Source organism: Streptomyces sp. 8L (genome assembly GCF_020176795.1).
In the GTDB taxonomy this organism is placed as follows: domain Bacteria; phylum Actinomycetota; class Actinomycetes; order Streptomycetales; family Streptomycetaceae; genus Streptomyces.
Genome location: NZ_JAIUKE010000144.1, coordinates 1 through 21,487, shown reverse-complemented (window position 1 = coordinate 21,487; position 21,487 = coordinate 1). Strand labels below are relative to the sequence as shown.

Here is a 21,487-nt window from a genome sequence, read left to right as displayed (position 1 = left end):
AACCGGTAGTTCACGGACGGGCGCGCGGGGGGCAGGGCGGCCACGGCCCGGACGGGGCCCGACGAACCGGCACGTCGCGGCCTGGGGTCCGGGATGTGGCGCGCTCGCCGTCGCGGCCGGGGCCTCAGAGCGCCAGCCGCACCTGGTAGGGCTCCAGCACCGCGTCCAGCCACGCGCGGCCCGCCTCGCCGTCGAGGTCGAGCGCGGTGTCCGGCTCGACGCGCAGGGCCCCCGGCGGGCAGCGGTCGCCGAAGAGCACCAGGGCGCGCTCGCCGGGCTCGCGCTTGGACGGCCAGAGCAGGCCGCACGCCCAGGGATCGGTGTGGCGGCGGAGCCAGTGGGCCCAGTCGCGGGTGTACGGGTAGTCCCGCGCCTCGGTGTGGATCAGCCAGGGGTCCTGGTGGACGGCGGCGAGGTCCCGGCCGCCGAGCAACGGCAGCAGGGTGAGGTCGGTGGTGAGGCGCAGGGTGCTGAACCGCCGGCCCGCGATCGCCGCGGCCGGCAGCAGCCTGGGGCCGCCGGAAGGATCGAACTCCAGGTCGCGCAGGAGGGTCTCGCAGACCGCGGCGGCCGCACCGAGCCCGGCGTAGAGGTAGGGATAGGGATCGCAGGACGTACCGTCGAACCGGCCACCGCCGTACAGGCAGTGCGCGGGGCGCGGGTTGAAGGCGTGCGCGGGGCGGTGCGCGCCGTGCACGCGGTACAGGAGCGTCCCTCGGGGCAGGACGGCTTTGCCGGGCGTGCCGGTGAGGGCTTCGGGCGGCCGGTAGTGGGGCACCGTCAGTCCGCCTCCTTCAGCAGTCGCGCCGCGTCCAGCAGCCGCCCGTCCTGGCCGGAGCCGAGCAGGCGGGCGGGGGCGGTGCCCAGCCAGGCGTTGCCCGACAGCCACCAGTCGGCGACGCCCCACGGGTCGGCGTCGGCGCCGAGCAGGCGGTTGACGTCGAGGACAACGGACCGGGGCGAGAGGCCCTCGTCGAACTGGAAGAGCGGCAGGCGGGGCCGGCCGCCGGGCCCGGGCAGCCGGATCAGGCCGGAGCCGCCCGGGTCCGGCCCGCGCGCGCCGACGGTGTCGGGTGCGACGGCGGGTTCCGCGAGCAGGCGGTCGCGGACCGCCCCGAGCACCGGCCCGGCCATGCGGTGGCCGTCGACCAGCAGGACCACGAGGTCCTCGGCGACGAAGCCCCGTACGGACGGGGCTTTGGCGCCGGCCGGAGCGGTGGGGACGAGGCGCCCGGCGGCGCCGTCGCCGAACTCGGCGGGCAGAGCCTCACGCAGCAGGCGGGCCGCCTCGGCGGCAAACCGCCCGGGACGGCTCGACCCGCGGTAGGCCGTGAGCAGTGCGGCCAGCCGGTCGCGGACTTCCGGCTCGGCGTCGAGGAGCGGGCCGAGCCGGTCCCAGTCCGCCGCCGCGGCGGCGAGCACCAGCCGGTCGGCGGCGGCGGGAGAATCCGGCGCGGCCCCGTCCGGCGCGACCTCGTCCGGTCCTTCGGTCACTGGCCGGCTCCTCTCCCTCGGTCAGGGCCCGCGGTCCCTCGACGGCTTCGGTCAGGGCCCCGCGGCCCCTTCACGGCTTCGGTCAGGGCCCCGCGGTCGGTCCCCCACCGTTCCCATTGGAGCACGCCCGCCCCCGCCCGTACGAACATCCGGCGCCAACTCGGCCTCGCGAGCGCCGACTTCATCCGACGCAGCGGTGACCTGGGTGCGCCGGGGGACCGCGACGGGCCGGGTCAGGCCTGTCCGGCGGGCCTCTCGATCAGGTTGAAGGGCGTGCCTTCGCCCAGGATGTCGTGGAGATGGGGGCCTCCGGCGGCGGACGCGGCGGCACGGGGGAACATGGCCTCCTCGTACGCGGCGAGCGCGGCCCCGGTGTCGCCGGGATGGGCGGCTATGGCCTTGCCGAGTTCCGCACCGTCGTACATGGCCAGGTTGGCGCCTTCGCCGTTCGGGGCCGTGAGGTGGGCGGCGTCGCCGACCAGGGTCACTCCCGGTGTCCGGTCCCACCGGTGGCCGACGGGCAGGGCGCAGGGGGTGCGCAGGACCGGGGCGGTATCGCCGTCGGTGATCAGCGAGAGCAACTCCGGCGCCCAGCCCGCGAACTCCTCCGCGATCCGCGCGGTGGCCGCGGCGGGATCGGCGAAATCGACGGCGGCGAACCAGTCCTGCGGCCTGGCGAGCATCACCCAGGTGTGCAGCTTCCCGCCGCGCTCGCGGTGGACCAGGAGGCCCTTTCCCGGCTCAAGCGCCATCAACTGCCCGCCGCCCACGGTCTTCGCGCCTGCGGGGTGCCGGGTGTCGCTGTCGAGGAGGTAGATCTCGACGAACGAGACGCCGATGTACGCGGGCACCGCGGCGGACAGCAGCGGCCTGACCCGCGACCACGCACCGTCCGCGCCGACCAGCAGGTCCGTGTCTGCGGTGGTGCCGTCGGCGAAGGCCACCTCGTGACGGCCCCCGCCGAGGGCACGGACACCGCGGACCTTGTGCCCCCACCGCACGGTGCCGGCAGGCAGCGAGTCGAGCAGCATCCGCCGCAACTCACCCCGCACCACCTCGGGTTCGCTCCCCGTACCGTCGTCGGGCGCCTCGTGCAGGACGTTCCCGTGCCGGTCAAGGAGCCGCAGCGCCTGGCGCCCCTCCAGGACGAGGCCGCGGAACTCCTCCATCAGCCCGGCGTCCCGCAGCGCCGGCTGGCCGTAGTAGTCGCGGATGTCGAGAAGCCCGCCCTGCGCGCGTGCCGCCGAGGAGGCCTCCGCCTCGTAGACGGTGGACGGGATTCCGTGGACGTGCAGGACACGGGCGAGTGTGAGACCGCCGAGTCCGGCGCCGATGATGGTGACGTCAGATGTCATAGCGATTCCTTGCGTGGTCACGCCCGCCGGATGAACGCCCGGCAGGATCTCCCCACAACGTCCCAGGCCACGGCGACAGAACACCTACGCCGCCGACATCTCACCGACGTCCCACCGACAGCGCGCCGTCGCGCCGTCGCCCGTCACCACCACCACGCCGTCGCCCGTCACCACCACCGGGCCGTCGCGCCGTCGCGCGTCGGGGCTATCGCGCGCCGAGCGCGGACAGCCCCAGGGTGATCCGGTTGAACAGCTCGGTCAGCGGCTCGCCGACGTGCCTGCCGAACTCGGTCAGCCCGTAGGTGACCTGGGGCGGCGTCGTCGGCTCGACCTTCCGCCAGACCAGGCCGTCCTGGACGAGCGCGCGCAGGGTCTGGGCGAGCATCTTCTCGCTGATGCCCTGGATGCTCTCGCGCAGCTCGTAGAACCGGAGGTCATTGGTCCGCAAGGAGATCAGCACCCAGATGCCCCACCTGCTGGTCACGTGGTCGACCATGGCACGCGCGGGGCAGTCGGTGTGAAACACGTCATACCGTCCGCCCGGCCCGGCCTGCGTGCGCTGGAGACTTCCCGTCATGGCCTGAGCTTACCTTGAGGTATGTCCTTACCAGAAGTTAGCCCGGTTCCTAGCGTGAGTGCCACAGAGGACATCCGCACAAGGAGCTGAACATGATCGTGGTGACCGGGGCCACCGGCAATGTCGGACGACCGTTGACGCGGGCGCTGGCCGAGGCCGGCGAGGAGGTGACAGCCGTCTCGCGGCACCCTGCCGTGGTACCCGACGGCGCCCGCCACCTGGTGGCCGACCTGGCAGGGCCCGTCGGTCTCGGGCCCGCGCTGGACGGGGCGAAGGCGCTGTTCCTGCTGCTGTCGGGAGACCTGCACGCCAGTGGTGCCGACCCCGCCGGCATCATCGCCGAGGCCGCGGCCCGCGGGGTCCGCCGGGTCGTCCTGCTCTCGACCCAGGGCGTGGTGACCAGACCCTTCGGCACCACGCGGATCGGGATGCGGGCGCTGGAGGACACGCTGCGGGAATCCGGCCTGGAGTGGGCCGTCCTGCGGCCGGGCGGCTTCGCCTCCAACGCCCTGTGGTGGGCCGAGTCCGTCCGCACGCGACAGGTCGTCGCCGCGCCCTTCGGAGACACCGGAGTGCCGGTCGTCGACCCCGCGGACATCGCCGGGGTCGCGGCGGCCTGCCTGCTGGAGGAGCGGTACACCGGCGAGGCCTACGAGCTGACCGGACCCGAGGTGATCACGCCGCGCGAGCAGACGGAGGCCATCGCCGCCGCGCTCGGCTGGCCGGTGAGGTTCCACGAGCTCACCCGCGAGGAGGCCAGGGCAGCCATGACCCGGAACATGCCGGCGGAGCTCGCCGACGACACGCTGGACATCCTCGGCTCCCCGAGCCCGGCCGAACAGCGCGTCAGCCCGGACGTCGAGCGGGTCCTCGGCCGCGCCCCGCGCCCCTTCACCGACTGGGCGGCCCGCAACGCCGACGCGTTCCGCTGAGGCCCACGCTCCGGGCACGGGGGCGTCGCGCGCCGGACGCGGGACGCCTCGCGCCGGGCGCCGGGCACGGGGGCTTACAACTCGGCCCGGCCGCCCCGGCGTTGCTCAGACGGCCCATGCGGCGCGCGGCGTACGGCGTACGGCCTGGGCCATGCGGCGTGGGCCGATGCGCCGCGCGGCGTGGGAGTGTCAGCCGATCCGCAGGACGAGCTTGCCGCGCGCCTTCCCCGTTCCGCTCAACTCCGCGGCGGCACGCCAGTCCTCCAGCGGGAACGTGCGGGCCACCGGCACCGAGAAGAGGCCCTCGGCCGCCAGCCGCCCGTACTCGCCGATCACGTCGGTGCGCAGCACCCCCGCACCGGTGCGCACCCCGAACTCCCCCGCGAGCGCGAGGTCGTTGAGCGTCAGTACGTGGTCCGGCTCCTTGACGGTACGGACGATGTCGGGCAGCGCGCCCGGGACCGGTGACACGTTGAGGGCGAGGTCGACCGGCCCGCCCGCGAGCGCCGCCACCCGCTCGACCATGCCCTCGCCGTACCCGGTGACCTCGGCGCCGAAGGCGCGCAGGCTGTCGGCGTACGTCTCCCCCGCCGTGGCGATGACCCGGGCCCCGCGACGGAGCGCGATCTGCACGGCGGCGTAGCCGACGGTGGTGCCCGCCGCGTGCACGAGCACCGTCGAGCCCTCGCGTACGCCGAGGTCGTCGATCCCGCGGTAGCCCGTCTCGACGGCCATCGGCAGCGCCGCGGCGTCGACCGGGCCGAGACGCGCCGGGCGTGGGAACCAGGTGTCGAGGAGCGCCAGTTCGGACGCGCCCGCGGTCGGGCCCGTGAACGGCACGGGACCGAACACCGGGTCGCCGACCGCGGTGCCGGTCACCCCCTCGCCGACCGCGTCGACCGTGCCGGACACCTCAAGGCCGATGCCGCGCGGCAGGTCGCCGGGGAAGAGGCCGCCGCACAGCGCCCAGTCGGCCGGAGTCAGTCCGCAGGCCTGGACCGCGACACGGATCTGGCCGGGGCCGGGAGCGGGCGCTTCGGCGTCTTCGAGCCGCAGGACGTCGAGCGCGGCTCCGTACTCGTGGAAGCGGAGGGTACGCATGGAGTCTCCTCAGGGGATGACACGGGAAACGGGAAACGACGGACGGTGCCGACAACAACGGCGACAACGTCGACAACAACGACGACCAGGCCGACTGGAGTGACGGCAGGCTCTGTCATCACTTCTCACACTAACAGAGTGACGGCAGCTTCTGACATCACTTCTCGCGTCCGGGGTGACGAGCCACCGCCTGAATTCAGAGTTTCCTGAATTCACGATTCCGTGTACTGTCATGCCGTGCTGAAACTCGCCGCAGACATCGACGTACTCGCGCGGTTCGGCCGCGCCCTCGCCGATCCCATCCGCTGCCGTGTCCTGCTCGCCCTGCGCGAGGCGCCCGCCCACCCGGCCGACCTCGCCGACGCCCTGGACGTCTCCAGGACCCGGCTGTCGAACCATCTGGCCTGCCTGCGCGACTGCGGTCTGGTCGTCGCCGTGCCCGACGGCAGGCGCACCCGCTACGAGATCGCCGACGAACGCCTCGGCCACGCGCTCGACGACCTGCGGGCCGCCGTGGTCGCCGTCGAGGCGGACAAGACCTGCGCGGACGCCGACGAGAAGGGCTGCTGCTGAATGTCCGCGATCTCCCTCGGCCCCGCCCCGGCCCGCCGCGACACCCTCACCCGGCGCATACGCCTGCTCGTCGCCGCGACCATCGCCTACAACCTCGCCGAGGCGGCCGTCGCGATCACCGCGGGCAGCCTGGCCTCGTCCAGCGCCCTGATCGGCTTCGGACTCGACTCCGTCGTCGAGGTCTCCTCCGCCGCGGCCGTGGCCTGGCAGTTCTCCGCCCGCGACCCTGCCGTACGCGAAGCGCGCGAGCAGCGCGCCCTGCGCGTCATCACCGTCTCCTTCTTCGCCCTCGCCCTCTACGTCACCGTCGATTCCGTCCGCGCGCTGACCGGCACCGGCGAAGCCGGCCACTCGGTTCCCGGCACCGTCCTGGCCGCCCTGTCGCTCGTCGTCATGCCCCTGCTGTCCGGGGCCCAGCGCAGGGCCGGGCGCGAACTCGGCTCCGCCTCCGCCGTCGCCGACTCCAAGCAGACCCTCCTGTGCACCTATCTCTCCGCCGTGCTCCTGGTGGGGCTGCTGGTCAACCTGGTGCTTGGCTGGTCCTGGGCCGACCCGGCCGCCGCCCTCGTGATCGCCGCCGTCGCCGTCAAGGAGGGCCGCGACACCTGGCGGGGCCAGGGCTGCTGCGCACCCGCGAGCCACGTCCCCACCGCGGGCACCGCTCCGGCCTGCGGCTGCTCCGGGGGATGCGGCCACTGCTGACGGGCCGTCGCGTACGTCCCAGGGCCCCGGCCCCGTCCCTATACTCGGACGCATGGCACGGTGGGAGGGCAATACGCGCGGTCGGCTCGTACAGGCCGCGCTCGACCTCTTCACCGAGCAGGGGTACGACCGCACGACGGTGGCGCAGATCGCGCGGCGCGCCAACCTCACGGAGCGGACCTTCTACCGGTGGTTCCCCGACAAGCGCGAGGTGCTGTTCGGCGGCAGCGACGAACTCGTGGACCGCCTCATCTCCGCGATCGGGTCCACACCCGCCGACACGGGCGCACTGCCCACGCTGCTGGGCGCGTTCGTCGCCTCGCGCGAGGTGATCCGCCCCCGCGCGTTCCTCAAGGAGCGCTCGAAGGTCATCGAGTCCACCCCGCCCCTGCGGGAACGGGAGTTGAGCAAGGCGGCGTCGATGTGCGACGCCCTGACCGCCGCTCTGGTCGCGCGCGGGTGCGACCCGGAAACGGCGCGGCTGGCCACCGAGGTGGCCCTGGCCGTCATCCGCCTCACCAGCGAACGGTGGCTGGCCGATGAACAGGGCGACATGGAGCGGGCGCTGGCGAGCAGCGCGGCGGATCTGCTCGCCCTGACCGCCGACGCCGTCCCCGGCCTCGCGACCGCGCAGGGCGAGCGGCCCACGGACTGAACGACGGCGCGGGCCCGTCCGCACGACGGCACGGCCCCGTCCGCACCACAGCGCGGGCCCCGTCCGCACGACGGCGCGGGCCCGTCCGAACACAGCGCGGGCCCCGTCCGCACCGCGGCGCGGGCCCCGTCCGCAGCCGTTCGCGTGCCCGCCGTATTGACACCGCGATGGTCCGGACCAGAGGGTGATCGGCGGCACACACACCGTTCCCCCCACGGAAGGCCCCCCATGGACGACCGCACGCCCGCAGACCGGTTCTTCGACGCCGCCGCCGCGCTGCTCGCGCGCGTACGGGACGAGGAGGGCCCCGGCATCGCCGCGGCGGGAGAGGCGATCGCCGACGCGGTGGCCGGGGGCCGGCGGCTGTTCGCGTTCGGGGCCGGGCACTCGTCCCTGGCCGCGCAGGACACCGTCTACCGGGCGGGCGGGCTCGCCGTGATGAACCTGCTGACCGTGCCGGGCACGACGGGTGTCGACGTACGCCCGGCGACGCTCGGCTCCGCCCTGGAGCGGGTCGAGGGGCTTGCCGCCACCGTCCTGGACACCTCACCCGCCGCCGCGGGCGATGTGCTCGTGATCATCTCGCTGTCCGGGCGCAACACCCTCCCCGTCGAGATGGCGCGCCACGCGCGCGAGCGCGGTCTGACCGTCGTCGGCGTCACGTCCGTCGCCTACGCGACGAGCACCTCGCCGCGGAACGCGAGCGGCACGTTCCTCAAGGACCACTGCGACATCGTCCTCGACAACAAGATCGCCGTCGGCGACGCCGAACTGACGGGCGAGGGCATCGCGGCGCCGTTCGCGCCCGCGTCGACCGTCGTGACCAGCGCGCTCATGCAGGCCGTCATGGCCACCGCCGCCCGGAGCCTCGCCGCGCGCGGCATCGAGCCGCCGCTGCTGCGCTCCGGCAACGTCGACGGCGGCACCGAGTGGAACCGGCGGGTCATCGCCGAGAACGCCGACCGGATCTTCTGGCACTGACCCGCACCGGGCAAGTCCGCCGACTCCCCCGCGCCGTCAGGGCTCCTGGCGCAGCAGCCGCGCCAGGTCGAGCGCTGCGGCCATCCTGACCGTGACGTCCTCGGCGTACAGCGCGTCGGGGCGTTCGAAGGCCGGTCTGCCGCCGCCCCGCAGGAACGTGACGACGCCCAGCGAGCGGCCCCTGCTGCGCAGCACCGTGCACAGCGCGTGGACCGTGTCCGAGGGCCACTGGCGCGCGGCGGCCCAGGTCGGCGCCGCCGCGGCCAGGGGCGTCCTGGCGGGCGCCTCCTGGGAGCCCGGGGCGGGCCGCCCCTGCGCCGGGGCGCTCGTCCGTACCGACCCGGCGCGCTCCATCGCCCGTAGCGCGGGGTGGCCGTCCAGGTAGCGCACCGGTATGCCGCCGCCCGCGACGCGGCCGACGGGGCCGGTGCCGCCCGTCGGCGTCGCCGCCGCGCGGACGAGGCGCACCGGGACGTCGGGGCCCAGCGGGTCCGGCGGATCGGCCGCGCCGCCACGGTGTCCCGGCGCCTCGGCCACCAGGTCGATCAGCGCGTGGTCCGCGAAGCCCGCGAGCGCGAAGTCCAGATAGGTGGTGGCGGCCTCCACCGGGTCCTCGCACTCGGCGGCCGAACGGGCCGCGCGGTGCAGCTGGTTGGAGCGGAACCGCAGCCGGTCCGCGTCCTGCGCCGCCAGCCTCGCGTCCGTCACGTCCGTGAACAGCCAGCCCACACCCAGCGGCACCGGCTCCTGGGCGAGCGGCGACGCGAGCCGGAGGAAACCGCTGCGCCAGCAGCGCCGCCGCTCGCCCTCCGCCGTTCGGACCGTGACCCACAGCTCAGCGAGGCCGGTCGGGGCGCCCTCCGCGAGCACGTGGTGGAGCGCGGCCTCCAGCTCCTCCGCGCCCCGCACGACCAGTTCGCCGAGCGGCCTGCCCAGCACCGTCGTACGGCCGGAGCCGAGCGCCCGCGCCGCGTACGCGTTGACCATCGTGGGCCGCAGGTCGACGTCGACCAGGACGACGCCCCAGGACGCGTCGGCGAACAGCGCCTCGCTCAGGGCTATGGAGCGCTCCAGGTCGATCTGCGCGTGCACCTCGCTGAACGCGCAGTACACCCCGGCGGGCCTGCCGTCGGCGCCGCGCACGCCCGCCGACTGGGTCCGTACGAGCACCCGGCCGCCGTCCTTGCGCAGCAGCGCGAACTCGTGCACCTGCCGGCCCTCGGCGTCCATGGTGGCCATCAGGCGGGCCAGCACCTCGTCGGCGTCGGCCGAGCGGGCCGCCCAGCCCGCGAACCCGTGGCGCCCGACGGCCTCGGCGGCGCTCCAGCCGAGTATCCGCTCGGCCTCGCGGTTCCAGTGGGTGACGACGCCCTCGGCGTCGAAGGCGCAGAGCGCCGCGTCCATGCCGTTGAGCAGGGCGGCGAGCAGGTCCGAACCCGGTTCGTCGGGCCCCGCCGCGTCCGTGGTCTCGCTCCGGGAAGCACTCATCCTGGCACCCCCATGCGGGACGTACGCGCTCGGTCCGCGCACGTCCGGTCACTGCGATCATTCCACTGAACGTGACGGGACACACACCAGGTTCCCGAAAATCGTACGACTCCGGGCGGGGCGCCCTCCGGGCCGCGCCGGCAGGGGCCGCGCCGGGTGTGATCCCGGGTGCCCGCGTCAAAAACAGGGAAATTCGCTTGTCGACGCGGAGGACGGTTTTTTAGAGTGTGGGTACACGAGAAGGGAGGTGGTTCGGCAGATGTATGACAACCGGACGCGTGAGGTGACTGCGGGCTAGCGCCCGTTCGTCGCACTCTGTGCGGTGCCGGCTCCGCCGGCCAATCCCAAGCAGTCACCGACCCGCGGGCTCGCCGGTACGTCCGGCCGGCTTCCTCTCCGGAGGGAACCGAGTCCGCGGGTCTCTGCGTTTCCCGGCCCGGCGTTTCCCGGCCCGGCGCGGGGCGCGCGTACCCCCCCCGCTGGACGCCCTGGCCGTTCCGGGCCGCCCTGCCCTCCCGTGCCCTCACGGCCCGAGCCGCTCCAGCCGCCAGGCCTCGCCCTCCCGCACGTACCGCAGCCGGTCGTGCAGCCGGTTCTCGTGCCCCTGCCAGAACTCGACGGTCTCCGGCGTGACGCGGAAGCCGCCCCACTGCGGCGGCACCGGTACCTGCTCGCCCTCGGGGTAGCGCGCGGCGAGCAGGGCGTACCGCTCGGCCAGCTCGGCGCGCGACGGGATGACCGCCGACTGGTCGCTGGCCCAGGCGCCCAGCTGCGAACCGTGCGGTCTGGTGCGGAAGTACGCGGCGGTCTCGTCGCGCCCCACCCGCTTCGCGGTGCCCGTCACGATGACCTGCCGGGCGATGCGGTGCCAGGGGAAGAGCAGCGACACATGGGGGTTCGCGGTGATCTCGGCGCCCTTGCGGGACGTGTAGTTGGTGTAGAAGACGAAGCCCAGGTCGTCGTAGTGCTTCAGCAGGACCGTACGGGACGAGGGCCGCCCGCGCGGATCGGCGGTGGCGACGACCATGGCGTTGGGCTCGGGCAGCCCGTGCTCCGCGGTGGCCTTGAACCACCGGGCGAACTGGTCCATGGGCGTGGCGGCGACGTCGGACTCCAGCAGCGGCGCCGACCGGTACTGCTCGCGCATGGTGGCGGGATCGGGACTCTCGTGGGACACGGCACCATCCTGCCGCAGCGGACGCCCCGTGTGTCCCGTACGGCCGGATCAGGCCAGCGCGCGGCACACCAGCGCCGACCACTGGCCGACGACCCGCGCACGGCGGGCCGTGTCGTCGGTGAGGAGGGTGGCGAGGCCGAGCCCCCTTGCCATGTCCAGCAGGCCCTGGACCGTCTCGCGGACGCCGGGGCGCGACTCGTCGGCCGCGAGCAGCGCCACGGCGACGCGGTGGGCCTCGCGGCCCACGCGGGCCTCCAGTTCCACGACCCTGGGCCGCAGCAGGTCGCCCGACTCCTCGCCGGCCGCCGCGACCCACAGGTGCAGCGCCGCGCGGAACAGCGGGCCCGTGTAGAGGCCGACCAGGCCCTCGACGGCCTCGGCGCGATGGCCGGGCCCCGGCGGGACCAGCGCCCTGAGCGCGGCGGAGCGCTCCTCCGCCATGTACTCGACGGCGGCGAGGAACAGGTCCTCGCGCGTGGGGAAGTGGTGCTGGGCCGCGCCGCGCGAGACGCCAGCGCGCTCCGCGACGACGGTGACGGTGGACCCGGCCCAGCCGCGTTCCGCGAGACAGCTGACCGCGGCGTCGAGCAGCCGCCGCCGGGTGGCGCGGCTGCGGTCCTGCCGGGGCGCACCACTCTCGGCGCCGGACGCCGCACGGGCGGAACCCCCGGCGGCGGAAGCCAGACGGGCACAGTCGTCGGCGCCGGAACCCGCACGGGCGGAGCCCTCGGCGGCGGAAGCCGCACGGGCACAGTCCTCGGTGAACGCGCCCGCGCGGGCGGCTACTTCACCCACGCCGGGTCCCGCCGCTCCATGAACGCGGTGATGCCCTCCCGCGCCTCCGGTGTGGTGAAGTACGAGGCGGACCGCTGCACCAGGTCCTCCGCGTGCCGGTCGAAGTTCTCCAGCACGTCGAGCGTCAGCAGCTTCTTCGCCTCCGCGAGTCCCTGTGGCGACGCTCTGCGCAACCCGTCGAGCAGGACGGCGAGTATCTCGTCGACGTCGTCTGCCGCCGCCGTCAGCAGCCCCGCGGCCCGGGCCGCGGAGGCGTCGAAGAGCTCGCCCGTCAGGTAGTAGCGGGAGGCCGCGCGCGCGTCGAAGCGCGGCAGGAGCGGCATCGAGATCACGGCGGGCGCCACCCCGATCCGTACCTCCGTGAACGCGAAGTCGGAGCCGTGGTCCGCCACCGCCATGTCGCACGCGCCGACCAGGCCGAGCCCGCCCGCCCTGACATGGCCGCTGACCCGCGCCACCACCGGCTTGGGCAGTTCGACGATCTGCCGCATCAGCCCGACGAACGTGTAGGGGTTCGCGGGCGACTTGAGGTCCGCGCCCGCGCTGAATGTCGTGCCGGTGTGCGTCAGGACCACCGCCCGTACGGCCCGGTCCGCCCCGCAGCGCGCGAGCGCCTCGCCCAACTCCCCGACCAGGCGCGCGGAGAGGGCGTTGCGGTTGGCGGGCGAGTCCAGGGTCAGCGTCGTGATCCCGCGCTCGTGCGAGGAGCGCACGACGGGGGCGTCCGCGTCCGCCGGCCCCGGGCCCGGTCCCACGCCCGTGCCCTGCGGTGGTGGTTGAACCGTCACGCGGCATCTTCCTTCGTTGCGTCGGGGGCAGGAGAGCCCCGGGCCACGCTGCACCCGGGCGCGGAGACGGACAATGTATGCCCTCTGCCCCGTTTCCCCCTCAGGGTTGGGGCCACACCGTGTCACCGTCTCAGTACGATTTGGGCAGCCCGAGCGACTGGTGGGACACGTAGTTGAGGATCATCTCCCGGCTCACCGGCGCGATCCGGGCCACGCGTGAGGCCGTGACCAGGCGCGCGAGCCCGTACTCCGCGGTCAGCCCGTTGCCGCCCAGCGTCTGGACCGCCTGGTCGACGGTCCTCGCGCAGGCCTCCCCCGCCGCGTACTTCGCCATGTTGGCGGCCTCGCCCGCCGCGATGTCGTCGCCCGCGTCGTACAGCCGGGCCGCCTTCTGCGTCATCAGCCGGGCCAGCTCCAGCTCGATGTGCGCCTGCGCCAGGGGGTGCGCCAGGGCCTGGTGCGCGCCGATGGGCGTGCCCCACACCTCGCGTTCCCTCGCGTACGCGACGGCCTTGCCGAGCGCGTGGCGCCCCATGCCGATGGCGAACGCCGCCGTCATCACCCGCTCCGGGTTGAGGCCCGCGAACAGCTGGCGCAGGCCCGCGTCCTCGTCCCCGACCAACGCGTCGGCGGGCAGCCGTACATCGTCGAGCACCAGCTCGAACTGGGACTCGGCCGCGTGGAGTTCCATGTCGATCCGCCGCCGCCCGAACCCCTCGGCGTCGCGGTCCACGATGAACAGGCACGGCTTCAGCCTGCCCGTGCGGGCGTCCTCGGTGCGGCCGACGATCAGTGTGGCGTCCGCGATGTCGACGCCGGAGACGAAGACCTTGCGGCCCGAGAGGACCCAGCCGCCGTCCCTGGTCCTGCGGGCGGTCGTCGTGATCCGGTGCGAGTTCGAGCCCGCGTCCGGCTCCGTGATGCCGAACGCCATGGTGCGCGTGCCGTCGGCGAGCCCCGGCAGCCAGCGCCGCTTCTGCTCCCGCGAGCCGAAGCGCGCGATGACCGTGCCGCAGATCGCCGGGGAGACGATCAGCAGCAGGAGCGGACAGCCCGCGGCCCCCAACTCCTCCAGCACGATGGACAGTTCCTCGATGCCCCGGGCGCCGCCCCCGTACTCCTCGGGGAGGCTGACACCGAGGTAGCCGAGCCCGCCCGCCTCCGCCCACAGCGTGGCGCGGTCGTAGCCGGGCCCGTGCCGGGCGCCGAGCGCGGCGACGGCGGCCCGCAGATCGCGCTGTTCCGGGCTTTCGATGACGGTGCTCGCCGTGCCGTTGCCCCTGCTCATGGCGCCTCCTCGGGTGCGCTGGTGCCGTGGTCCCGCGATGCCCCGCCGGCTTCCCGGGGGCGCGGTGTGCCGGGCGGTGCGTCGGGTGCGGTGCCGGGCGGTGTGCCGGACCCGGCGTCGGGCGGTGTGCCGGAAGTGGTGTCCGCTGCCGTACCGGGCGAAGTGCCGGGCGGCGCCTCGTGCGGCGGTGCGATGACGGCGAGCACCGCCCCCATCTCGACCTGCCGCCCCGGCTCCGCGTGCAGCGCCACGAGCGTCCCGGCGGCGGGCGCCGTGACGCGGTGCTCCATCTTCATGGCCTCCAGCCACACGAGCGGCGCCCCGGCCGCGACGGCGGCGCCTTCGGCCAGGCCGTCGGCGACCCGTACGACCGTGCCCGGCATCGGGGCGAGCAGCGAGCCCGGTTCGCCGCGCGCGCTCGGGTCCGTGAAGCGGGGCAGCGCGCGCAGGCGGTACGAGCCGGTGCCCGCGCCGTCCACGTACACGGTGCGCTCCCCGCTCCTCGGCCCCCGCCCCGGGCCCTCGTACGGCCCCTCGTACGGCGCGGAGGCGATGTCGAAGTGCCGGGTCACACCGTCCGTTTCGAGGGTGACCCGGTCCGGGGCCACGGCGATCACGCGGACGGAGCCGTCCTCGGCCGTGTACCCGTCGCGCTCCGTGCGGTAGGCCGCCTCCAGGCGCTCGGCCGACGGCCCGGTGCCCGCGCCGTCCACCTCGTACACCTTGGTCACCGGGCGCGAGGGCAGGTTGCGCCAGGCGCCGATCCGTACCGGAACGGCCGCGCCCGGCGCCGGAGTCGCGCTGCGGGCCGCCGCGTCGGCGAGCACCTCCTCGAGGGCCGCGTACCGGGCGCCAGGACCGCCGTCGGGCGCGGTGAGCGCCGCCAGGTGGCGGTCGTAGAAGCCGGTGTCGAGCCCGGCCGCGTCCCGGAAGTCCGGGTGCAGCAGCGACCGTACGAGCAGGTCCCTGTTGGTGGCGGGGCCGTGCAGCCGCGCCCCGCGCAGCGCGCCCGCGAGCGCCCGAAGCGCGGCGGCGCGGGTGGGCGCCCAGGCGACGGCCTTCGCCAGCAGGGCGTCGTAGTGCACCCCGACGGTGTCGCCCGCCGCGTACCCCGCGTCGACGCGTATCCGCACGGCGGACGCCGTGGGCGCCCCCGGCGGGCCCGCCGGGATGTCCAGCGCGTCGATCCGCCCCGCCTGCGGCGTCCAGTCGCGCGCCGGGTCCTCCGCGTACAGCCGCGCCTCGACCGCGTGCCCCGACGGCGAAGGCGGCAGGGGCGGCAGGGCCTCACCGTCCGCGACCGCCAGCTGCCAGGCCACCAGGTCCGTGCCGAACACCTCCTCGGTGACCGGGTGTTCGACCTGGAGGCGGGTGTTCATCTCCAGGAACCAGGGCCGCCCGCCGGGCGCGAGCAGGAACTCCACGGTGCCGGCGCCCCGGTAGCCGACCGCGCGCGCCGCCGCGGTGGACGCCGCGTACAGGGTCTCGGCCGTCTCCGGCGGGAGGCCGGGCGCGGGCGCCTCCTCGATGACCTTCTGGTGGCGCCGCTGGAGCGAGCAGTCGCGGGTGCCGAGGGTCCACACCGTGCCGTGCGCGTCGGCGAGTATCTGCACCTCGACATGGCGCCCGCGCTCCACGTACGGCTCGACGAAGACCTCGCCGTCCCCGAACGCCGACAGCGCCTCCGCCCCGGCGTCGGCCAACTGGTCCTTCAGCGCGTCCAGTTCGCGGACGATCCGCATGCCGCGCCCGCCGCCGCCCGCCGCTGCCTTCACCAGCAGCGGGAGGTCGGCCGCCGTCACCGCGGCCGGGTCGAGCGGGGCGAGCAGCGGCACGCCCGCTGCGGCCATCAGCTCCTTCGCCCGTGTCTTGGACGCCATCGCCTCGATCGCGGACGGCGGCGGGCCGATCCAGCACAGGCCCGCCTCCCGCACGGCGCGGGCGAACGCCGCGTTCTCGGAGAGGAATCCGTAGCCGGGGTGGACGGCGTCGGCCCCTGCGGCGAGAGCCGCGCGGACGATCGCGTCGCCCCGCAGATAGGTGTCGGCGGGCGCCGCGCCCGGCAGCCGTACGGCGCTGTCCGCCTCGCGTACGTGCAGGGCTCCCTCGTCGGGTTCCGCGTACACGGCGACGGTCGCGATGCCGAGCGCACGGCAGGTGCGGAAGACGCGGCACGCGATCTCGCCGCGGTTGGCCACCAGTACGGAAGTGATCATCGGGACCCTCTCGCCGTCGTCGTACGCCGTACCCGCCGCCGCACACCCCCGCGCAGGGGGCCGGCCGCGCCCACCGTGCTCACATGCGGAACACACCGAACCCGCCGCGCACCCCGGCCACCGGCGCGTTGTGCACGGCCGACAGGCAGAGCCCGAGCACCGTCCTGGTGTCGCGCGGGTCGATCACACCGTCGTCGTACAGCCGCCCCGACAGGAACACCGGCAGCGACTCCGCCTCGATCTGCGCCTCGACGGCGGCCCGCAGCGCCGCGTCGCCCTCCTCGTCGTACACCCGGCCGCGCGCCTCCGCCGCCGCGCGCGCGACGATCGACAGCACACCGGCGAGCTGCTGGGCGCCCATCACGGCGGACTTGGCGCTCGGCCAGGAGAACAGGAAGCGCGGGTCGTACGCCCGCCCGCACATGCCGTAGTGCCCGGCCCCGTACGAGGCGCCGATCAGCACGGACAGGTGCGGGACCGTGGAGTTGGCGACGGCGTTGATCATCATGGCACCGTGCTTGATGATGCCGCCCTGCTCGTACTCCCTGCCGACCATGTAGCCGGTGGTGTTGTGCAGGAAGACCAGCGGGATGTCGCGCTGGTTGGCCAACTGGATGAACTGGGCCGCCTTCTGGGACTCCGCCGAGAACAGCACACCGCGCGCGTTGGCGAGGATGCCCACCGGGTATCCGTGCAGCTCGGCCCAGCCGGTCACCAGGCTCGGCCCGTAGAGCGGCTTGAACTCGTCGAAGACGGAGCCGTCCACGATCCGCACCACGACGTCGCGCGGGTCGAACGGGGTGCGCAGGTCGGCGGGGACGATGTCGAGCAGCTCCTCCGCGTCGTACGCGGGCGGCGCCGCGGGCCCCGGATCGGCGTCCGGCTTGCGGTGGTTGAGGCGCGCGACGATGCGGCGGGCCCGGCGGAGCGCGTCCTGCTCGTCCTCGGCGAAGTGGTCCGCGAGCCCGGACGAGGTGGCGTGCATGGCGGCCCCGCCGAGCGACTCGTCGTCGCTCTCCTCACCGGTCGCCATCTTCACCAGCGGCGGCCCGCCGAGGAACACCTTGGAGCGCCCGCGGATCATCACGGTGTGATCGGAGAGCCCCGGCACATACGCGCCGCCCGCCGTGGAGTTGCCGAACACGACGGCCACGGTGGGGATTCCGGCGGCGGACAGCCGGGTCAGGTCCCGGAAGAGCGCGCCGCCCGGGATGAAGATCTCCTTCTGGGACGGCAGGTCCGCGCCGCCCGACTCGACCAGGCTGATCAGCGGGAGCCGGTTGGCGTACGCGATCTCGCCGGCCCGCAGCGCCTTCTTCAGCGTCCACGGGTTGGACGCGCCGCCGCGCACCGTCGGGTCGTTGGCGCTGATCACACACTCGGTGCCGGAGACGACGCCGATGCCGGTGACGATCGAGGCGCCCACCGGGTAGTCGCTGCCCCAGGCGGCGAGCGGGGAGAGTTCGAGGAACGGGGTGTCCTCGTCGAGCAGCAGCTCGATCCGCTCGCGGGCGAGCAGCTTGCCCCGGCGGCGGTGCCGCTCGGTGTACCGGTCGCCGCCGCCCGCGAGGGCCTTGGCGTGCTCGGCGGCCAGCGCGGCGAGCCTGTCGAGCATGGCGGCGCGGGGGGAGGCGGTGGCAGAGGCTTCCGGCCGGGCGGTCACAGCAGCACCTCCGGGACGTCGACATGGCGTGAACGCAGCCATTCGCCAAGGGCCTTGGCCTGCGGATCGAAGCGGGCGGCCGACGCGGCGCCCTCGCCGAGGAGGCCGTGGAGGGTGAAGTTGAGGGCGCGCAGGGCGGGCAGGACATGCCGCTCGACCCTCAGGCCCGCCGTCTCCGGCAGCAGGGCCCGCAGCGCGTCGGTGGTCAGCGTGTGCGCGAGCCACCGCCAGGCCGCGTCGTCACGCGCCCACACCCCCAGGTTGGCGTCGCCGCCCTTGTCGCCGCTGCGCGCGCCGGCGAGCCGCCCGAGCGGGACCCGGCGGGTGGGCCCCGGGGAAAGCGGCTCCGGCAGCGGCGGCTCGGGCACGTCCGCCAGTTCCCGGAACACCGCCGGGTCCCGTACGCGTTCCCGCCGCCCGTCCGGCAGTACGGCCGTGTGCCGGACGCGGTCGCGGTCGACGTACGCCGCCTCGAACACCCCGTACGGCGACCCCTTTCCCGGCGGGGCCGTGACATGGAAGCCGGGGTACGAGGCGAGGGCGAGCTCGATCGCGGCGCCGGTGACGGCGCGGCCCACGGCCGCCTGCTCGGGGTCGCGCACGACGAGCCGCAGGAGCGCGCCGGCGCCCTCCTCGGTGTCCGCGTCCGGGTGGTCGGTGCGGGCGAGCTCCCAACGGACCTGTGCCGGGCGGTTCTTGGCGAGGGCGTCCTCGACCTGCGTACGCACGAGCGCGGCCTTGGCCTCGATGTCGAGGCCGGTGAGGACGAACACGACCTCGTTGCGCCAGCCGCCGATCCTGGTGAGCCCCGCCTTGAGCGCAGGCGGCGGCGCCTCCCCGCGCACGCCGTCGACGGCGACCCGGCCGGGCCCCGCGGGCCGCAGCCGTACGGTGTCGAGCCGGGCCGTCACATCGGGCCCCGCGTAGCGGGCGCCGCCGGTCTCGTAGAGCAACTGGGCGGTGACCGTGCCCACATCGACCACACCGCCGGTGCCCGGATGCTTGGTGATCACGGCGGAGCCGTCGGCGTGGATCTCGGCCAGCGGGAAGCCCGGCGCGCGGACGTCGTGCTCCGTGAAGAACGCGTAGTTGCCGCCGGTGACCTGGGCGCCGCACTCCAGGAGGTGCCCGGCCACGACGGCGCCCGCGAGGGCGTCGAGGTCCCCCGTACCGCCCACGTCCCAGCCGAAGTGCGCGGCGGCGGGTCCGGTGACGAGGGCGGCGTCGGTGACCCGGCCGGTGACGACGATGTCCGCGCCCGCGCGCAGGCAGGCGGTGATCCCGGCTCCGCCGAGATAGGCGTGCGCGGTCAGCGCCCCCTCGTAGCCCCGGAGTTCGTCGCCCTCCACGTGCGCGACGCGCGCCGGAACCCCCAGCCGCCCGGCCAACTCCGCTATCTTCGCGGCCAGTCCTGCGGGGTTGAGGCCGCCCGCGTTGGCGACGACGCGCACGCCCCTGTCGTGGGCGAGCCCGAGCGTCTCCTCCAACTGGCGCAGGAAGGTGCGGGCGTAGCCGGCCGAGGGGTCCTTCAACCGTTCGCGGCCGAGGATGAGCATGGTCAGCTCGGCGAGGTAGTCGCCGGTCAGGACGTCGAGTTCGCCGCCTTCGAGCATGGAGCGGAAGGCGTCGAACCGGTCGCCGTAGAAACCGGAGGCATTGCCGATGCGGAGAACGGGCGCGGGCTGTGGTGCGGTCGCCGGCATGGGGGCTCCCTTCCCCGGGGAGCATGGCAGCGCCGCCCTCGCAAAACAAGCATGCGTGCTTGTTTATCCCGCTCCGCCGGAGCGGCCGTTCACCAGGGCAGCGGCCCCTCGTCGTTGAAGAACGCGCCGGTCGGGCCGTCGTCGGGGAGGGACGCGAGCTGGATCGCGACCGCCGCGCCCTGCTCCGGGGTGCGGACGCCGCGGTGGTGGTTGAGGTCGGTCGCGGTGAAGCCGGGGCAGCCCGCGTTGATCAGGATGCCGGTGCCGCGCAGCTCCTTGGCGTACTGCACCGTGACCGCGTTGAGAAACGTCTTCGACGGCGCGTACGCGGCGGAGATCGGGCCCGTCCGGTCGCCCGGGGCGTTCTGGAGGGTGAGGGAGCCGACACTGCTGGACATGTTCACGATCCGCGGCGACGACGAACGGCGCAGCAGCGGCAGCATCGCGTTGGTGACGCGGATGACGCCGAACACATTGGTCTCCACGGCCTCCCGCACCGTCGAGATCGCGACCACGGTGGGCTCCTGCGGCGAAGGCCCGGTCACCGCCGCGTTGTTGACGAGCACGTCGAGGCGGCCCGCGCGCCGCTCCAACGCCTCTGCGGCGGCGCTCACACTCGCGTCGTCGGTCACATCGAGCGGCACGCCGAACGCGTCCACCCCGCTCGCGCGCAGCTTCTCCACGGCGGCCTCGCGGCGCGCCTCGTTCCTGGCGCCGACACCGACGCTCCAGCCGAGTCCGCCGAGGCCCACCGCGATCTCGTAGCCGATCCCCTTGTTCGCGCCGGTGACCAGCGCGATCGTCTGTTCGCTCATGTCCTCGATGCTGCTGCGCGGCCGGCGGGAGGGCCAACACCAACTGGGTGGGCATCGATACCCCCCGAGTATCGACCCAGACCAACGGGGGTGCGAGCGAGTACGGTGGTGGTGTGGAGACGCGAGAACTGCGGTATTTCGTCGCCGTCGCCGAGGAACTGCACTTCGGGCGGGCGGCCCAGCGGCTCGGGATCGCCCAGCCGCCGCTGTCCCGGGCGATCAGCCGGCTCGAACGGCGGCTCGGCGCAACGCTGTTGGAACGCAGCAGCCGGGCCGTCGCTCTGACCGAGGCCGGATCGGTGCTGCTGCGGGAGGGCAGGGCGGCACTCGACGCGGTCGAGGCCGCCGACCGGCGCACCCGCCGCGCCGCCCGCGCCGCCACCGGGCAGTCCGGGGTGGTCCTCGCGACGAAGGCCGGAGCCTCCGGCGAACTGCTGGCCAAACTGCTCGACGCCTACGCCGCGCGGCCGGACGCGGTCGCCGTCGACGTCCTCCTGTGCGGGCCGGGCCAGCAGGGGACGCTGCTGCGCGACGGGCGGGCCGACGTGGCACTGCTCCACACGCCGTTCGACTCGATGGCCGGCCTCGACACCGAGGAGCTGGAGACGATGGGCCAGGTCCTGGTCCTGCCGGCCGGGCACCCCCTCAGCGGCGCCACCAGCGCCCGCAGCGCGGACGTCGGCACGCTGGCCGGGCTGCCCATGCCGCGCTGGCCGCTGCCCGACGGCACATACCCGGAGGGCCCGGGCCCCGAGGTCCGCGACCACACCCAGCTGCTCCAGCTGATCTCGCTCGGCCGGACCGTGGCGGTCCTGCCGGAGTCGTGCCGAGCCCATCTGAGCAGCGACCTGGTGGCCGTACCGGTACCGGACGCGCCGCAGGTGACGACGGTGATCGCCTGGCAGCCCCACAGCCGCTCCCGGGCCGTCGCCGGACTCGTGGAGGCGGCGACCCGGCTGTAGGCACGGGTTCCGGGTTCCGGGCACGCCCGCGCGACCTCGGGCGCTCGGGTAGCGGCCTCGGGCACCCGGACGGCCTCGGGCGCTCGCGTACGGGCCGGGGCCAGGCATACGGGGCGGGGCCGGGCGCCCGCCATGCGGCCCCCGGGCGTGGCGGCGCCTCATTGAGTACCTGTACTCATGATCGGGCCCGCACAGCCGGCGCACAGTTACTGGTGCGCCGGC

Annotated in this window: 20 protein-coding genes; 6 read left to right on the top strand and 14 right to left on the bottom strand. The window is 74.6% G+C overall.

Annotated features, from left to right (window positions below; genetic code table 11):
- Positions 1 to 124 precede the first annotated feature (124 nt).
- The 4 genes from LCE31_RS14195 to LCE31_RS14180 form a co-directional block, all read right to left on the bottom strand.
- Entirely contained in the window at positions 125 to 778 is a 654-nt protein-coding gene (locus LCE31_RS14195) for an RES family NAD+ phosphorylase (RefSeq protein WP_225014597.1), read from the bottom strand.
- 2 nt (positions 779 to 780) lie between these two features.
- Positions 781 to 1,494, bottom strand: a complete 714-nt coding sequence (locus LCE31_RS14190) for a hypothetical protein (RefSeq protein WP_225014596.1) — start codon at positions 1,492 to 1,494, stop codon at positions 781 to 783.
- A 233-nt stretch (positions 1,495 to 1,727) separates the two neighbouring features.
- Positions 1,728 to 2,849: an FAD-dependent oxidoreductase gene (locus LCE31_RS14185; protein ID WP_225014595.1), complete on the bottom strand. Its 1,122-nt coding sequence runs from the start codon at positions 2,847 to 2,849 to the stop codon at positions 1,728 to 1,730.
- A 205-nt stretch (positions 2,850 to 3,054) separates the two neighbouring features.
- Positions 3,055 to 3,426: a winged helix-turn-helix transcriptional regulator gene (locus LCE31_RS14180; protein ID WP_225014594.1), complete on the bottom strand. Its 372-nt coding sequence runs from the start codon at positions 3,424 to 3,426 to the stop codon at positions 3,055 to 3,057.
- A gap of 92 nt (positions 3,427 to 3,518) precedes the next feature.
- Between LCE31_RS14180 and LCE31_RS14175 the strand changes: the two genes are divergently transcribed.
- Positions 3,519 to 4,358 (top strand): SDR family oxidoreductase, encoded by an 840-nt coding sequence (locus LCE31_RS14175; RefSeq protein WP_225014593.1) that lies wholly within the window; start codon positions 3,519 to 3,521, stop codon positions 4,356 to 4,358.
- A gap of 189 nt (positions 4,359 to 4,547) precedes the next feature.
- Here LCE31_RS14175 and LCE31_RS14170 read toward each other — a convergent pair whose 3' ends face one another.
- A complete protein-coding gene (locus LCE31_RS14170; RefSeq protein WP_225014592.1) occupies positions 4,548 to 5,459 on the bottom strand; it encodes an NADP-dependent oxidoreductase in 912 nt (303 codons plus the stop codon).
- A gap of 237 nt (positions 5,460 to 5,696) precedes the next feature.
- Here LCE31_RS14170 and LCE31_RS14165 point away from each other — a divergent pair, with 237 nt between their 5' ends.
- From LCE31_RS14165 to LCE31_RS14150, 4 genes are all read left to right on the top strand, one after another.
- Positions 5,697 to 6,032 (top strand): ArsR/SmtB family transcription factor, encoded by a 336-nt coding sequence (locus tag LCE31_RS14165; RefSeq protein WP_225014591.1) that lies wholly within the window; start codon positions 5,697 to 5,699, stop codon positions 6,030 to 6,032.
- Positions 6,033 to 6,734, top strand: a complete 702-nt coding sequence (locus tag LCE31_RS14160) for a cation transporter (protein ID WP_225014590.1) — start codon at positions 6,033 to 6,035, stop codon at positions 6,732 to 6,734.
- Between the two features lie 52 nt (positions 6,735 to 6,786).
- Positions 6,787 to 7,389 (top strand): TetR/AcrR family transcriptional regulator, encoded by a 603-nt coding sequence (locus tag LCE31_RS14155; RefSeq protein ID WP_225014589.1) that lies wholly within the window; start codon positions 6,787 to 6,789, stop codon positions 7,387 to 7,389.
- A gap of 228 nt (positions 7,390 to 7,617) precedes the next feature.
- A complete protein-coding gene (locus LCE31_RS14150; RefSeq protein WP_225014588.1) occupies positions 7,618 to 8,370 on the top strand; it encodes an SIS domain-containing protein in 753 nt (250 codons plus the stop codon).
- Positions 8,371 to 8,406: 36 nt separating this feature from the next.
- Here LCE31_RS14150 and LCE31_RS14145 read toward each other — a convergent pair whose 3' ends face one another.
- The 9 genes from LCE31_RS14145 to LCE31_RS14105 all read right to left on the bottom strand — a co-directional run bounded on the left by LCE31_RS14145 (position 8,407) and on the right by LCE31_RS14105 (position 20,303).
- Positions 8,407 to 9,858: a PAS domain-containing protein gene (locus tag LCE31_RS14145; protein ID WP_225014587.1), complete on the bottom strand. Its 1,452-nt coding sequence runs from the start codon at positions 9,856 to 9,858 to the stop codon at positions 8,407 to 8,409.
- Between the two features lie 523 nt (positions 9,859 to 10,381).
- Positions 10,382 to 11,005: a pyridoxamine 5'-phosphate oxidase gene (pdxH, locus tag LCE31_RS14140; protein ID WP_225014606.1), complete on the bottom strand. Its 624-nt coding sequence runs from the start codon at positions 11,003 to 11,005 to the stop codon at positions 10,382 to 10,384.
- A gap of 78 nt (positions 11,006 to 11,083) precedes the next feature.
- Complete coding sequence (locus LCE31_RS14135; protein ID WP_225014605.1) at positions 11,084 to 11,719, bottom strand: TetR/AcrR family transcriptional regulator; 636 nt, start codon at positions 11,717 to 11,719, stop codon at positions 11,084 to 11,086.
- Between the two features lie 98 nt (positions 11,720 to 11,817).
- Complete coding sequence (locus LCE31_RS14130; protein ID WP_225014604.1) at positions 11,818 to 12,543, bottom strand: enoyl-CoA hydratase family protein; 726 nt, start codon at positions 12,541 to 12,543, stop codon at positions 11,818 to 11,820.
- Between the two features lie 205 nt (positions 12,544 to 12,748).
- Positions 12,749 to 13,906, bottom strand: a complete 1,158-nt coding sequence (locus tag LCE31_RS14125) for an acyl-CoA dehydrogenase family protein (protein WP_225014586.1) — start codon at positions 13,904 to 13,906, stop codon at positions 12,749 to 12,751.
- Positions 13,903 to 16,122, bottom strand: coding sequence for an ATP-binding protein (locus LCE31_RS14120; RefSeq protein WP_225014585.1), 2,220 nt, complete (start codon positions 16,120 to 16,122; stop codon positions 13,903 to 13,905). Before LCE31_RS14120 ends, LCE31_RS14125 begins: the two co-directional genes overlap by 4 nt.
- Positions 16,123 to 16,201: 79 nt before the next feature.
- Positions 16,202 to 17,737 (bottom strand): acyl-CoA carboxylase subunit beta, encoded by a 1,536-nt coding sequence (locus LCE31_RS14115; RefSeq protein WP_225014603.1) that lies wholly within the window; start codon positions 17,735 to 17,737, stop codon positions 16,202 to 16,204.
- A gap of 44 nt (positions 17,738 to 17,781) precedes the next feature.
- Entirely contained in the window at positions 17,782 to 19,488 is a 1,707-nt protein-coding gene (locus LCE31_RS14110) for an acyclic terpene utilization AtuA family protein (RefSeq protein ID WP_225014584.1), read from the bottom strand.
- A gap of 89 nt (positions 19,489 to 19,577) precedes the next feature.
- Entirely contained in the window at positions 19,578 to 20,303 is a 726-nt protein-coding gene (locus LCE31_RS14105; RefSeq protein WP_225014583.1) for an SDR family oxidoreductase, read from the bottom strand.
- A 113-nt stretch (positions 20,304 to 20,416) separates the two neighbouring features.
- On the opposite strand from LCE31_RS14105, the gene LCE31_RS14100 reads away from it, so the two are divergent.
- A complete protein-coding gene (locus LCE31_RS14100) occupies positions 20,417 to 21,265 on the top strand; it encodes a LysR family transcriptional regulator (protein WP_225014582.1) in 849 nt (282 codons plus the stop codon).
- Positions 21,266 to 21,487: the final 222 nt, after the last annotated feature.